The sequence below is a fragment of the SAR324 cluster bacterium genome (genome assembly GCA_015232315.1).
Taxonomy (GTDB): domain Bacteria; phylum SAR324; class SAR324; order SAR324; family NAC60-12; genus JADFZZ01.
This window is the reverse complement of the sequence record JADFZZ010000029.1, coordinates 1-15,001: the sequence shown is the minus strand read 5'-3', so window position 1 is coordinate 15,001 and position 15,001 is coordinate 1. Positions and strand designations below refer to the sequence as shown.

Here is a 15,001-nt window from a genome sequence, read left to right as displayed (position 1 = left end):
CGTTCGGGGGACCGATTCGCACAGGGTCATGCCGGTACAGGCGCGCATGAAGTCTGATTACGACCATGAACCTTGGAATATGTTAACGCCTGCTCAGCATATTTGATCAACTCCTCAGCAGTCAGTTTTGTCGAACATACATCAGGATAGGAGGCTACACCACAACTGCTGGTGACTTTGATGACCTGATCATTGTGTTTGAATTCATGGGATTCAATATCCTGACGGATCCGCTCACTGATTTTGTATCCCATCTTCGTATCAATTTTATGCATTGCAAACATGAATTTTTCCCCCCAGAATCGTGCAACGAGATCATGATCTCTTGAATTCTTTTTGAGAATTTTTCCGACCTCCTTCAACACCAGATCGCCGCCCTCCAGGCTATAGGTTTCATTGATGCTTTTGAAAAAATCCACATCGAAAAAAATCAGACATAGCTGTGATTTTTCTTTTTTTGCGATCTCCACAAATTCTTTCAATCCCTTGGTGAAAGATGTCCGGTTTTTGAGTCCTGTGAGTTCGTCATTTTCTTTTTTGTCAAATAGGGCCTTATCCAGACTGATTCTGGCAAAGAAACTCTTAAACATTTCCTGAATGGGATCAATCGTCAAACCCATGCCCACCATGATCAGGACTTTGACAAAAGTGATGTCATCTGCCAGTTCATCAATATACACTTCTGTCTGCGTATCAAAATAGCCAAAAACCACCATGACCACAATTGCCACCAAGCCATCGGCGATTTTGTCTGTTTTTCCTGACCCCCGTAACAAGCCGGCAATAAGCAATAGAAATAGCAGAACTCCGACCTGAGAGGCTGAAAACCACCAGGTTTCATACCAGGGTGGAAGAACCTCGAAAGAAAACGAGGCCCGTTGACTGAGGGAACCATCGGGTCTCAAGGCTCTGACATGGAAGGTGTAGTTACGCCAGGTCAGGTTGGTGTATTCACGAAAGGTCCGATCAGAAGGCTTGGACCATTTATTATCCATGCCTTTCAAATAAGTCTGATACCGAATGTGAGCGGAGTTCACTAAATCGTTGGAACCGAAACTGAACCGCAAACCATTCTGATTAAAGGGCAGGACACGAAAATTCAGGTCTGATTCAAGAAATGAAGGTAGTCCACCGATTTCCTGAAAAAAAGTTCCACCGAAAATCCGAGAGTCATCGTCAATAATTTCCACGCTTCGAATCAATGAGGCAAACAGAAATTGATTTGATGTAGCAACTCTTTCTTCATTTGCAGGAATGACTTCTTCCTCTGCCGCTTCCTCTTCTTCCGCGTTAGCTGAAGTATCGTCGACTTCTTCGGTTTCGCTATCAACGGGTTCTTCAACGACCACAGGTTGAAGAATGCTGGTTTTAAGCACAATTTGAACAATCCCATCGCTGGTAGCTATCCAGATATTCCCCAGATTGTCCTTATGCAAACCATAAATATCATTGCTGGGAAAGCCATTGGATTTATTGATTCGCTGGATGAGGTGTCCCTCTTCATTTAAAACAACAAGTCCCTGCTTGATAGTGCCCAACACAAACCGATGTTCACTCAACTGCATTCCACTGCTTAAAAAATGTCCCTCTGAAAAGAATTTGTTCTCGTCCAGAAGTTCGCTGAACCTTTGACGACCATTCTTATCCGACTCTGCGGAAACTTTTGTATCATAAATCAATAAACCCTTGCTCAGTGTGAAAATCAGAATTTTATCCTCTTTAAATGGCAGCATCTGATGACCACGAAAGAAGTTTGCGTTTGGCACAGGTATCAATTGATCCTGTTCAATACGTGAAAATCCTGTTTCACTATCAATCACATACAAATCCTTGCCGGTATAAATGGAGCCATAAAAATGATCTCCGGAGGAAATGAGTCTGAACATTTCATCGGCCCAGATAAAAATGGTGGTTTCAGACAAAAACAGCACCTCATTTTCAGTTTCCATGATTTTAATCACAGGATCTTCCAGCGTCATGGCTGACTCCGGGAATTTAGACCTCAAGGAAACATAGTGCATCATCCCGTCAGCATCCGGGGCCAAATAACCGATTTCTCCATATGAGCCCACATAAATCCTGCCGGTTTTATCGGTCAACAGACTGGTCACACCCATTTTTTCAGGCAGTGAAATGAGGCGCCAGTTCAGACTGTCATATTCCAGAAGTCCTTCGGTGTTTCCCACATAGATCATTCCTCGATGGTCCTGGGTAACGGCCCAGTTATGGTGTCCGGCATGATACATCTCCTGAGTGAAAACCCGTATTTCAAACGGCGGCAGTTCTTCCTTTGCCTGGACGGAGGATGCCATGATAACCGCAAAGAGGCTAAGGGTTGTTACCATTAGATAATGAATGAACACCGATGAATGACGATGGATACCAGTGTTCTGACTGCTGGAAATTAATGGATAAGTCATGGTCACTCCACAATATAGGTGAGGGTTTTTAAACTTTGGTTATTCACCCAGTCGGAGGTAAAGGCTTTCAGCACGATTTTCCCTTTTTTGCGGAAATGAGAGATTGAACGGCGATACAGAGTCTGTTCGTCTTCATTGATTTGATAATAAATATCCTTGATGCCACTGTGTTGATCTTTTGCTTCAATATAAACAAAAGTGTCAGAAGAAATCGTTTGTTCGCCCTTGGCATTTTTTTGAGGTTCCCTGCTGAAACTGAAAGTTATTTCCGGCGGCGTGTTGTCCACAAAAAACTCAGTTTTATGGGGTGATTCCCGATTATTGACCTGATCAATCGCATAATATTCCAGAACGTAGTTGTTGGTCTGGGGAATCAGAATGGGGGAAGAATAACGTGTATAAGGCTGCTGATTGAGACGATACAGGATCTGTTTTACGCCAGCGCCCTTGTCTGAGGACATTAATGGAAAACGGGTTTTTCCATTCACATAGACAATATCCTTGTAGTGGTATTGATCGCCTTCGATGCGATGCGATGATTCCGGTGCGGTTAAATCCATGTAAAAACTGGCTGAGATATTGGGCGTTTGATTGTCCACAATATCAGCGCTGAAATAAGTAATGGTGTGACGACCTTCTTCTTCAGGCAATCTGAAGGCTTTGAGGTAAGGCGCAAAGGGGTCCTTATTCACCTGATACTGTAGTGTTTTCAACTCATTGTTTTGTTCATGTGCCGAAATACGAAACGAGGTGCTTGAGGCAATATATGTTTTTCCCTGATTTTCATGTTGTTCTCCTGAAACGGTGAATTTGATTTCAGGAGGAGTATGATCCAGCGAAAAACTGAATTTTTTGGTTTTTTCAGTATTCCCCACGGGATCTTCCGCATAATAGACCAACGTGTGAGGCCCTTCCTTCAACTCTCTTAAGGACTTTCCGGTGAAAGGATGGTGATAGGATTTTACAGGTTCTTCGTCAAACTGATAGAAAATGTTTTTGACGCCTGAAACTCCGTCACTGGAAGTCAGTGTGATCATGGAATGTTCCGACAATACACTTCCGTAAAACGGTGCCCCAATGGTATGAGTGGTCTTTGGCGGTGCCAGATCAATGGTGAACTCATGACTGGTCACTGCTTCAATGTTGCCCACATTGTCCACAGAAAAATAGCGGACAAGGTATGATTTTTCGTTAAAGAATTTCTGGACAGGATCCGTGTAGGGAATAAAATCGGAACCATCGATGGAATACATTGTTTTGAAAACCCCCGAATAAATGCCATCACCGCCATCTTTTGCCAGCAATTTGAGAACCAGTCCCGGACCGTAAAACACCGTTTGATTGTTTTTCCAGAAATTTGCTGTTCCAAAAATGGATTGTGTCACCGGGGGGATTGCATCAATTTGAATCGGAAAAATTTCTTTCAGACCGGCAATGTCAATTTTCAGATTATTTTTACCGCCGCTTTTAAAAAACAGCGGTGTGGGGTTGTCTCCGGCGGTGGTGTCGATGCGATGCGAAACAGCCTTGGGGTCGTCTGAATCTGAAATGCGGATAAAAAACTCAAGATCCGCGGCTCCGATCAAGCCCTGTTTTTCATCAAAAAACCATTTTTTGGGATACAGGGAGCTTTGATCGGACGTGGTGGCCACAACACGGCGGTTAGACTGATTGTCCACCACAATGGAGAGGGTTTTGGCAGGTTCCAGATTATTGACATAATCCATCGCGTAATATGATATTTTCCAGGAACCTTCTTTGGCAAATTTTATGCGTTTTTCGTAAATCTGGCAGTCCGCCGGATCAAAGCAATACCAGATTTCCTTCACATTGGATTCCATATCCGTGGAGGTGAATTCAATTTCGGTATCTGTGGTGATGATCACCGTATCCCCATTCCAGAATGACGGACCATGAATATTATATTCGGTCACTGGCGGTTCCTGATCCACATAAACTTTCCACTGTCCTTCCACCAGATTTTGAACCTGATCCCTCACGACATAATTAATTCGATGCATCCCGGGTTCCGTAATCAGGAATGGTTCCTTGTAGAGCATGGGTTCCCTGTCATCCAGAGTCAGCAGGATCTCTCCCACCTGTGCCTGATCATCGCTGGTATCCACTCTCAATTCCGAGATTGAAGAAATATAAAATACATAGGGTGTGAGATATTTTGCTCCATTCACCCCGAGTGCGACCGTTGGCGCAGTCGCATCATAATAAAACCGTGTTTTTTGAGCAACTTCCTGATTTTTTACGTAATCCACCGCATAAAACATCAATTGGTGAAAGCCCTTATCCAGATCGGTAACGGAAACAGGATCCTTGTATTTTTGAAGTTTTCCCTGATCAATCTGATACCAGATTTCCGCCACACCGGAGAGTGTGTCATCACTGACAAAGGTGATCGTTCCCAGGGGAGAAATGATATTGTCCTTGAACACCCCCTGGAATTCCAGACGGGTGGTGGGCGGAGTGAGATCCGTCTGAAACGTGAGCGATTTGACGGCTTCAGCATTACCCACATGATCGACAGAATAATATTGCATGACAAATAAGGTTTCCACGTTGAAATCCAACGCTATCTCGTTGAAGGGTTTGAACGGATTTCCATTCAGGGATAGCATGGTGACAGCGGAACCTGAGATTGAATCCAGGGGGACAAATTGAAATTCAAGCGCTTTGCCCGCATATAATTGTTTTCGTTGACGGGAAACCGTGGTGTTTTGAAATGAGGGTGATGTTTCCGGCGGGGTTCCATCGGCATAAATATGCCAGGCTGTCTGTGTCGCCATGTTCTGGAGCACATTGAGGCCTTCTTTGAATTGTACCGTTGGAGCGGCTTTTACCGCAGGCTGTTCCGCTTTTGCTTCAGGGGTACCTGCCGACGATTCTGTACCAGACAGAAACATATGAACCGGCATGGTCTGGGGGAAATATGTTTTTCCTTCCGGACTGACATATACTTGTTTTGCATGCTGAAGAGGAGGAACCGTTTCCGCGGAATGAACAGGAACAATCCCCCATATCAAGCACAGAAACATCCAGCCAATCGGGATGAATGTTTTTTTAAAGGTGTTTTCAAATATTTTTCCGGGACAATCTTTCATGATTTCCAACCACTCACACGTTCCATCTGAAGAGTTCGCGGTTTTATTAACGTTCTTCAATCAAAAATACAGTTGTTTGACTGGAAAGATTTCCAACGTTGTCAGTGGCTTCTGTTGTAACAGTATATCGTCCCGGTTCACTGAAAAACATGGTTTCCTTGTATTCTTTCATGGGTGCCCCGTTCAGTGAATAACGTACCTGCTTCAAGCCAGCGGAGTTATCCAGCGCACTGAGGAATAAAGTCGTGAAAACAGGATAAATCCGGATCATGCCGGCTTTGTCATCCTTCACTTCACGGACGGGTTCAATACTGAAAACTTCAATGATTCTCGGCGGAGTTTTATCGACAATGAGCAGAATGGGTGAAAACATTTCGCGGTTGTTCACCTGATCTGTTCCCCAATAGCGAAACAGATACTGGCCTTCATTCGCCACCCTGATTTTAGCGTTGTATTGCTGAACCGGATCACTGGCAATCTGGTATTCCACTTTCTGCACACCGGACAGATCATCTTCAGAAAACAATGAGATCGCTGTTTGATCCGTGATCCAGAGAACGCCCCCGCCTTGAGAATGGTTGGGGCCATCAATTTTGTGGCTTGTTTTTGTCGGAACTAAATCCATCAACAGTTTAATGGTGGTGGAAGGTGTCAGGTTGTTCAACCGGTCGTAAGCCTGATACTCGACAATGAACTCACCCGTTCTGATGGGGGCTGTGAAGGGTTTGACATATTTGTTGAAATCACCGCTATCCAGTTTGTATTCGATGAGCCTGGGACCAATCTGATTGTCTTCAGCAGTCAATTGAATCCTGGTTCGGGGTGACACATATTCCTTGCCGTCTTTTTTATACAAGTCACCAATGAATGTGTGTGCCACCACAGAAGGAATCCTGTCAAGATAGAAGGTATACTGCTTTACAATTTCAACGTTGCTGACCTGATCCACCGCATAATAACTCAAAGTGTGGGTGCCATCGTCAAGACCTGAAACCTTGACGCCAACCTTGGGATTATACAGGGTGTAGTCCTTCTGGTTTTCAAATTTGAAAAAAATGTTCTGCACGCCCGCAAGCTCATCCTGACTGGCAAGCCAGATCACCGACTGGGTGGAGAGTGTGTTTTCAATGAAATTGGTTTTGACAGTGTGTGAGGACGTTGGGGGGGTGAGGTCCACAATAAAATTTATACTGACAGGCTCGGCCGCATAACCAACGTTATCCACCGCGTAAAACCGCAAATTGTATTCTTTTTCCTTATTGAAAGCCAATACGGTCTGGTAAGGAATAAATTCCAGGCCATCCACTGAGGTATAAGTCTGTCTGACACCTGACAGGTCGTCATTGGACAAAACCTCGGTTGTCAGTCCTTTGCCGTAATAAGTAGTCGTTTCTGTGGAAAATCTCGGAGCCTCCAGAAAGTTGGCTTTCGAAATGGGAGGGGCACCATCTGCCACAAAGCGGAACATGGTTTCATCTTTCGTCAGAAAATTCACCCAGCGTACAAATTGCCTTCCGGGAATTTCCATTTTGATTCCCTTATCCAATAAATCTTTTTCCTCTTCATCGCTTTTTTTATAAATCTTGCCCAACAAAAAACTTGGAGCGTCATCCCGTGGAGATGTGGCAAGACGGATCCAGACATTCTTTTCCATTGGCCAGAAAAGATTGTTGCTTTCGCTCACATAGACCTGTTTTTCATGAACCAGCGGAGGTGCCATCTTTGCTGGCGGTTGGGCCTGTGCCTGTGAAAAACCAATCACCATCACGAGTGTCATAAGGCTGAAATAATAGAAAATCTGCTTCATAAGCTCCTTTATTGATGTTTCTTATGCATGATCAAAAAATAACTTAGAAAACTTTGATGCGTGATCCTTCCTGATGCGAAAGCCTGCACTGGTAGCGTCGGGTTACGTCCCGACGTTCTCCGCAAGGGCAGTGAGACGTAACCCACTGCTACCGATTTGATCCGTGGGCAAGAGAATAATGCCAGAAAGGTTCTATGTTATTTTTTCAACGTTCCCTATATGGAACGGTTCCCACTGAGATGTCCACATCTGTTAAGTTAAGCACTGTGAAGGCACTGGCACCAATTCCCCCTTGGTTTAAGGGGGTTAGGGGGATGTTATTCTGAGCTTTAAATCCCCCATGCCCCCTTTGAAAAGGGGGATTTTCTCGCAGGTAATTTCTTAACTTAACAGCCTTGACTGAGATGTCAGGTACCAGCTTAATGTTAATAAACTTTTGATCGGGTGCTTATAGGTGTCTGATCAAGTAGTGTTCAAGGCCAGCACAATCATTTTATCATCCCGGACAAAATAAAATTCCTGATCTTTATCAGGTACAAGGGATATGCCAAAATGACGTTCATGGGAAAACATATGGGCACTGATCCTGACACCGAGGCATACTTCGTTGCGTTTTTGAGCGGCGGCAATGCACTCCGCAAAACGGTACTTAACCGGGAAGCGTTTAAAGTACAGTGAGATAGGCTTGATATAAATTTCATTTCCTTCTGCGGAAAACAACTCGTTGTAAGCCTGATTGATCCGATAATCCTGGGATACCTGAGTGAGAATTTTTGAAATAAACTGATCTGGAATAAAAAAGTCGCGCACTCCGGAGCCATAGATCAATTCCGCGTTTCGGGAATCCATGACTTCCGTGATCAACTGTGTATGGATTTTAGTGTTCAGACGTTTTTCAAAATCTCTGAAATAATTCCTTAGTTCCAGCAGACTGGCAATCGTTCCCGCATCCATTTCTTCAGTGTCATCATCCGTTTCTTCGGTCACCAGAATAACGTTGTCATAATTTTCAGGACGATATTTTTCGAGAACACCTTTTTCATGGATATCATCTTCAAACAATGTGATGGACAGATACGGATAACGTTTACGGATCTGTTGAATCTGTCTGTTCATGGAGTCTGTGGCATGAGACACAATGACATCGATTCTGGAACCATCAATCACATAGGTCGCGTATTCATCAATCAACCGTTGAACTTTTCGACTCCAACCGACAATCAATTCAGAATCCACTTTTTCACGGACCACACTGCCGGAATATTCAAATTCACGGGGTGTGACCACAGGTTTGTCATGATAATGGATAGCCGAGCGACTTTCAGCGATCACAATCAACTGATCATTTTCCTTAAGCACATATTCCAGCGGAGGATTCCACAGGTTTTGGCCATTTTCCAGCATGACCCCCAGGGGCATGGTTCGTTTGTAATGCCAGATGATTTCGCTATAAGTCCTCCCCAGAGCTTTGGGAGGGACAGGAATAAAATACAGTTCATCGCCTTCGTAACCTACCAGATCAGAGTAAACAAACGCCAAACCGGGATTCCGCGAGGTTTGTACCAGAATTTTTGCCATGATATAGTCAGCTTGCAGGGCAATGACCTTGCCTGGAATAATTCCCAGGCCCAGATCACGGTTTTTGTCAGAAAAGAATTCACAGACCACCATGGGTGACTTTTCCTCGCCGACCACAGTCGCGATGGAGAGAATACTTTTCAAAACACGAGCATCCCCGATGAGCTGTTTTTTACGAGGATCTGAGGGTTTTGCCTGATTCAGTACGATCACGGATTTACATTGCTTGACGCCCATTTTTCTTAATGCGAGCAGACTGGATGTATTGCCGTTACGGGTGACAATCCGTGACGATTTCAGATCAGACACGTTGTCCCTGAAAAAATCATCCATCTCTTCTTTGTCTTTTTCTGCGAGAATCACAATGGCGAGTCCTTTTTCATCCTCATTGGCAAGGGTCAGTTCCTTAACGATTTCCAGAATACGGTTATTGAATCCCAGAATGATGGTGTGACCTCGCTCCAACACCTGACTTTTGCCTTTACGCAACATGGCGATCCGGTCATTGAATTCTGTGGTGATGAACGCCACCAAACTCGAAAAGAACACCATTCCCACAAACACAGTGACCGCTCCCAGAATCTTTTGGAGCAAAACAGAGTCGTCTTCATTTTCCAGGGCACCGGGATCTGTCATCATCAGAAATACCCGCCAGATCTGTTCGTTGATATCACTCAAGACTTCATCCGGAACAAAGTAAGTGGCTGACCAGCGGATGGTGAGCATCATGAAATACATGATACAGAACAGGAACAGCAGCGATATGAAAATGGACAAACCACCTTTGGCCATGAAGTTGTCCATTTTGTATTGAAATTTCTCTTTGATTTTAAGTTTTTCTTTCACGGGATGTCCTCTATGAGATCAGTTATCCTCAGACAGTGAGTACCAGACAGTTTTTTCACCATCACTCACCTGAATGTGTTGGGGAAAATCGACATTTTTTTCTTTGGGGTCAAACTGGCAGTTTGAAATGGTATAACGTTTACCCAGAGTATTCTGTTCAATAAATTTCTGGAGTTTTTCCTGCTCCTGTTTTGCGTATTGCCACCCCTGTTTGTAATCTGCGTATAAATCGTCATTCTGCTTGAACACAGACGAAATTCCCTTTTTGAAATCCTCATACCCTTTTTTCAAGGCATGAATCTTGGCATCCATCTGCTCTCTGGTATACAAATGCGAAACTTCAGTATCATGAGATGGTGCTTTTTTTGAAGTTTTTTCATTTCTGAATGGCCGCTCTGAGGTGCGTCTGCCGTTTGCGATAACATCTAACGGAAAGGCTTTAGGATAGTTGGGGACTTGTGCTGTTTCAGAAGGTTGTTTATCCTCGGGAGTCTCATTGTCTTTAGTCATGATAATCTCAGATGCAGGTATTGCTGAAAGTGTATAAGTTGCTTTCTGGCTGTATTCAATTGCTACCATCTACAAATTTCCAACCTCTGTCATGATTAGAGGTGTGAAACCGGAATTGTTGTTAATCTTGTTCCAATTTCTATAATAAAAGTCAAATTTATGAATCCATCTTTTCTTTCACAGGAACAGTCCTTGTTACAGAACGCATTTCCTCAACAATTTCTGGAACGGATGGAACGCCTTATTCCTGAAACACATCGGCTTGAAACAATCAACGCCCTCACCCAACCCCTGCACACAGGATTCAGGATCAATCCTTTGAAAACAAAGGTTCAGGAGGTTCTTGGAGAACTACAGAAATTGGATATTCAGGTTGAACCTGTGGAATGGAACCCTGAAGCTTTTCTGGCAAAACCGGAGGACCGCGAAAAACTCCTGCAATCCCAAAGTTGGTCCAGCGGAAAAATCTATGTCCAGAATCTATCGAGTATGGTGCCTCCCCTCGTCCTGGCACCAGAACCCGATTCAAGGATTCTTGATCTGACGGCGGCTCCCGGAGGGAAAACATTGCAACTGGCAGGAATGATCCAAAACAGGGGAGAAATTTGGGCTGTAGAAAAATCAAAAGATCGTTTTTTTCGACTTAGATCCAACGTGGAACAACAGGGTGCCACCTGTGTGAAATGTTACCTGGGTGATGGAGAAGTCTGGTGGAAAAAGAACTCGGAGGCCTTTGATTATGTCCTGCTGGATGCGCCCTGCTCCACGGAAGCACAATTGCATATCAGTGATCCTGAAGCCTGCGGTCAATGGAACCTGAAAAAAAGCAAAACACTCATGTCCACCCAGAAAAGTCTGATGTTTTCTGCCATTCAATGTCTGAAACCCGGAGGAAGCCTCGTTTACAGCACCTGTTCGCTGGCTCCTGAAGAAAATGAACTGGTGCTCGACAGAATGCTCCATGTTTTTGACACAGCACTGGAAATCACACCTGTATCCCTCAATATCCCCAACCAATGTCCGGGACTCACACACTGGCCTCGCAAACCACTGAATCCCATGCTGGAAAACGCGGTTCGAATTTTACCAACCCGCAGGATGGAAGGTTTTTTTATAAGCAGGATTCTCAAGATCAAATCCACACTTCAGGCAACATAAGGAAAGTCCTCATCAAACAACTGAAATCACGATGAGAAAATAAATCATCACAACCTCCTGATAAACCAAATCAACATGAATATTGTCTTTCAAATTTTTGGTATCATTGCTAAATTTTGAGGTAGATCAATTTTCAGAATAATCTATATCCAAAATAAAGGAGGATTTATGGAAAAATTGATTCTTGTACCAATCGATAATTCTGATATCAGCACAGATGTTGTGTTGGTAGCTGATCAAATGGCAAAATCTCTTAACGCCGAAATAGACTTTCTGCATATAGCCAAATCCAGCAAACAAGTGGTCAAAAGTAGAGAATTGCTCGAGAAATTTCTTGCGGCAAAAAAAATCCAGGCTCCATACCACGCTCTTGTGAAAACTGGAAAATCCTATGCTGAAATTGTTACTCATGCCCGCGAAACCAAACCTGATATGGTCATGATGGGTGCTCACTCGCATTCATTGCTGGGTCGTCTGTTGTTAGGCAGTAATACGGATTATGTATTGCACCACAACACCTGTCCTGTTTACATTTACAAAAAGACTGACAAAGTTCCGGAAAATAGAATCATTGTCCCTATTGATTACCAGCATGTGAATTTGAGAGTGATTGAAATGGCAAATGACTGGGCAAAACGGGATGGTTCAGAATTGGTATTTTTGCATGTCGATGAATCACCAGAATATCCGGGTGATTTTTATGCCATGGAAACAGGCTTTTATCACAATGGCGATGAGGCCGTTGTGGAGGATGAAGATGAATCAACACGAAGAGAAAATTATGCTGTTCTGCAAAAACGTCTTGAAGACTATGTGCATGAAGCAAAGATTTCATCCACATTTCTGGCAAAAATAAAGTTTGGAACCCCATATTTAAAAATCCTGGAGTTACAGAAAGAAATGCATGCAAAACTGATCATGTTGGCCGCGCATTCACAAAATTTCGCTGAAAGATTGTTGATGGGTGGAAATACGGATTATGTGGTGCATCATGCGACCTGTTCAGTGATTGTCTATCGAAACTAGCATTTAAGTCTTGAACAGCTCTGCCTTCCAGAGCTGTTCTTATCCGCTCCGCCTCACCTGAAAATGCCTCAATTTTTTATTGCCTGAAAAAAGAGGATGGTACTTTGCCAGTTTACTTTTTTTCCAGTGAGATGCTTTTCAAATATCTTTCTGAACTGTTCAACCGCTGATAAGTCAAACATTCGCAGGAGGGCGTCCCTGTAAGTTGGCGATTCCGGATTACTGCCGGATTCAAACCAGTGCTCTAACCGTTTGCTTGAGATATACAAAGGAGTTGTGAACTTTTCAACATGAAGTTTGTAATGTTTGAGCGGCAAATTTGACAGAAGGGTCCCCATTGAATCAGGATTCCATTGAAATTTTGGATCAGGGTGGTTGGTATAAAGCCATTCTTCTGCTTCGTGGACACTTGATGACAAACTTTGTGGAATGGATTCCGGAGGTAATAATTCAGACAATCGTTGCCCCAAGGATGGTACTGATTCAGCAAACAAAAGACTTCCCTCAGGATTCAGCAATTCAAGTAAATGTTCAATACTTTGGCTTTTGTTGAGTATTTTCTGAAAAAAATTTTTACCGGTGATGACGTCAAATAAAACATTCGGCAACGATTTCTTGATTTTATCGGGAAATTCTTCAACCGACATGACCAGCAAGGTCAATTCATGCCAGAATTTTTGACGTTCAAACATGGTGTTCAATATCTGTTTTTCCTGTTCAAACTGAACAGTCGCAAACAGTGATCCTTCATGGGTCCTTTGGAAAATTTCCCTGAGAAACAGACCATCGCCGGCATTGACATTGAGACATAGTGCCTGTGGCAAGTCCGGAAACCAATCGAACAGTCTGTTTTTAATGGCAAGCAGACTTTCTGAAGAATGATTGAATGTCCGCTCCGTCCAGTAATCCTGTGAAGTTGCCTGTTCTGATTGATTCATGTTTTCCAGAAACGCGGCAATCTGCAATTCACGCTGATGGTTGACATTCTGACTCAGAGTCGCTTCAAAGCCGAGGGTTCCCGGTTGATAAAACAACCGGCCCTGAAGGGAGCCTGGCAGGTATTGTTGAGCGACCCAGTGATCCTGGTAAGCATGTGGATAAAGATAATTTTTGCCATGCCCCAAACCTTCCTGATCCCGTGATCCATCCTTGAGATGGTTGGGAACCTCCTGACGCGATTCACGAGACACAACTCCCAGTGCGTCAAAAAAAGCCATGGTGGAATTGCTTTTGGGTGCGGTCGCCAGATATAAACAGGCCTGAGACAGATGAAATCGGCCTTCGGGCATGCCTACACAATCAAAGGCCTGCAAGGCGCTGACGATAACTGACAGCGCCTTCGGATCGGCCAAACCAACATCTTCACTGGCAAAAATAAGCATACGTCTGAAAATAAAGCGCGGATCTTCTCCGGCGTAAACCATCTTTGCCATCCAGTACAGTGACGCATCAGGATCAGAACCACGCATGGATTTGATGAATGCGGAGATCGTGTCAAAATGGGCGTCGCCATCCTTGTCATACAACACGGCTCTTTGCTGAATGGATTCTTCGGCAACACCAAGATCAATGTGGATGACACCCTCCACAGGTGGGGTGGTGACCACCGCCAATTCAAGGGCGTTCAAGGCCACGCGTGCGTCACCATTGGAGATATTTGCCAGATGATTCAGCGCGTTATCTTCAATTTGAATGCTTTTTTGTCCAAAGCCACGTTCCTTGTCTTGTATGGCCTGAATCAGAATTGCCCGCAAATCCTCAGCGGTGAGGGATTCGAGTTGAAAAATGCGGGATCTGCTGACCAGGGCCTTGTTCACTTCAAAATATGGATTCTCCGTGGTTGCGCCAATCAGAATAATGATCCCGTTTTCCACATGGGGCAACAACGCGTCCTGTTGTGCCTTATTGAACCGATGTACTTCATCAATGAATAAAATGGTCCGTTGCTGGTATTGTTTTCTGATAGTCTGGGCCTGTTCAATGCTGTCACGAATTTCCTTGATGCCAGCAAGCACCGCGTTGATGGCGATAAACCGGGATTTAGTGGTATTGGCAATGATGCGTGCGAGTGTGGTTTTACCTGTTCCCGGAGGTCCGAAAAAGATCAGGCTGGAAATTTGATCGGCCTGAATAGCTCGTCTCAATAGCCGTCCCGGCGCAAGAATCCGTGACTGCCCGACGAATTCTTCCAGTGTCCGGGGGCGCATTCGGTCGGCAAGCGGTGCGGCTTGTTTCATGGATTGATCAGAAGAATAATCAAAGAGGTCCACAACAGATTTCCCGGGTAATGATTGAAGAGTATTTTGCATTGTTCAACGTTTCGTCAACTTGATATGGGTAAAATTAAATGTCAACAGAACCTCGTCAAAATGACAGGTCAGAACAAACTTTGCTGATCCTTGATCATGAGAGTGACAAAGTTTCCACCTGTGCAGGTGTATTTTACGCAACCAGTTTAAACTCAAGGACATGATGCTTAAACCAGGTTGGATATTCCTGATTCTTTTTTAAGGCCGTCACCGAAGCCAAGGCCACACTCCCTG

General features: G+C 44.1%; 8 protein-coding genes. 2 read left to right on the top strand and 6 right to left on the bottom strand.

All coding sequences use genetic code 11. The features are described from left to right. Nucleotides 1-26 precede the first annotated feature (26 nt). The 5 genes from HQM11_16440 to HQM11_16420 all read right to left on the bottom strand — a co-directional run bounded on the left by HQM11_16440 (nt 27) and on the right by HQM11_16420 (nt 10,274). Nucleotides 27-2,420 carry a GGDEF domain-containing protein gene (locus HQM11_16440; GenBank protein MBF0352623.1) on the bottom strand — a complete coding sequence of 798 codons (2,394 nt, stop codon included), beginning with the start codon at nt 2,418-2,420 and terminating at the stop codon, nt 27-29. A 2-nt stretch (nt 2,421-2,422) separates the two neighbouring features. Continuing rightward, the gene (locus tag HQM11_16435; GenBank protein MBF0352622.1) at nt 2,423-5,533 is read right to left on the bottom strand and encodes a hypothetical protein; all 3,111 of its coding nucleotides are present in this window, start codon (nt 5,531-5,533) and stop codon (nt 2,423-2,425) included. A 46-nt stretch (nt 5,534-5,579) separates the two neighbouring features. Then, nucleotides 5,580-7,340: a PKD domain-containing protein gene (locus HQM11_16430; protein ID MBF0352621.1), complete on the bottom strand. Its 1,761-nt coding sequence runs from the start codon at nt 7,338-7,340 to the stop codon at nt 5,580-5,582. 462 nt (nt 7,341-7,802) lie between these two features. Continuing rightward, nucleotides 7,803-9,764, bottom strand: a complete 1,962-nt coding sequence (locus HQM11_16425) for a hypothetical protein (protein MBF0352620.1) — start codon at nt 9,762-9,764, stop codon at nt 7,803-7,805. Nucleotides 9,765-9,782: 18 nt separating this feature from the next. Beyond that, nucleotides 9,783-10,274 (bottom strand): hypothetical protein, encoded by a 492-nt coding sequence (locus HQM11_16420; protein MBF0352619.1) that lies wholly within the window; start codon nt 10,272-10,274, stop codon nt 9,783-9,785. Between the two features lie 159 nt (nt 10,275-10,433). On the opposite strand from HQM11_16420, the gene HQM11_16415 reads away from it, so the two are divergent. Both HQM11_16415 and HQM11_16410 read left to right on the top strand, forming a co-directional pair. Continuing rightward, a complete protein-coding gene (locus HQM11_16415; GenBank protein MBF0352618.1) occupies nt 10,434-11,432 on the top strand; it encodes an RsmB/NOP family class I SAM-dependent RNA methyltransferase in 999 nt (332 codons plus the stop codon). 168 nt (nt 11,433-11,600) lie between these two features. Next, the gene (locus tag HQM11_16410; protein MBF0352617.1) at nt 11,601-12,458 is read left to right on the top strand and encodes a universal stress protein; all 858 of its coding nucleotides are present in this window, start codon (nt 11,601-11,603) and stop codon (nt 12,456-12,458) included. Between the two features lie 68 nt (nt 12,459-12,526). On the opposite strand, the gene HQM11_16405 is transcribed toward HQM11_16410, so the two are convergent. After that, complete coding sequence (locus tag HQM11_16405) at nt 12,527-14,767, bottom strand: AAA family ATPase (GenBank protein MBF0352616.1); 2,241 nt, start codon at nt 14,765-14,767, stop codon at nt 12,527-12,529. Between the last annotated feature and the right edge of the window lie 234 nt (nt 14,768-15,001).

Bases quoted from the DNA above. Each gene is read 5' to 3' on its own strand.
- HQM11_16440 (MBF0352623.1), bottom strand. From the start codon at position 2,420: ATGACTTATCCATTAATTTCCAGCAGTCAGAACACTGGTATCCATCGT.
- HQM11_16435 (MBF0352622.1), bottom strand. From the start codon at position 5,533: ATGAAAGATTGTCCCGGAAAAATATTTGAAAACACCTTTAAAAAAACA.
- HQM11_16430 (MBF0352621.1), bottom strand. From the start codon at position 7,340: ATGAAGCAGATTTTCTATTATTTCAGCCTTATGACACTCGTGATGGTG.
- HQM11_16420 (MBF0352619.1), bottom strand. From the start codon at position 10,274: ATGACTAAAGACAATGAGACTCCCGAGGATAAACAACCTTCTGAAACA.
- HQM11_16415 (MBF0352618.1), top strand. From the start codon at position 10,434: ATGAATCCATCTTTTCTTTCACAGGAACAGTCCTTGTTACAGAACGCA.
- HQM11_16410 (MBF0352617.1), top strand. From the start codon at position 11,601: ATGGAAAAATTGATTCTTGTACCAATCGATAATTCTGATATCAGCACA.
- HQM11_16405 (MBF0352616.1), bottom strand. From the start codon at position 14,767: ATGCAAAATACTCTTCAATCATTACCCGGGAAATCTGTTGTGGACCTC.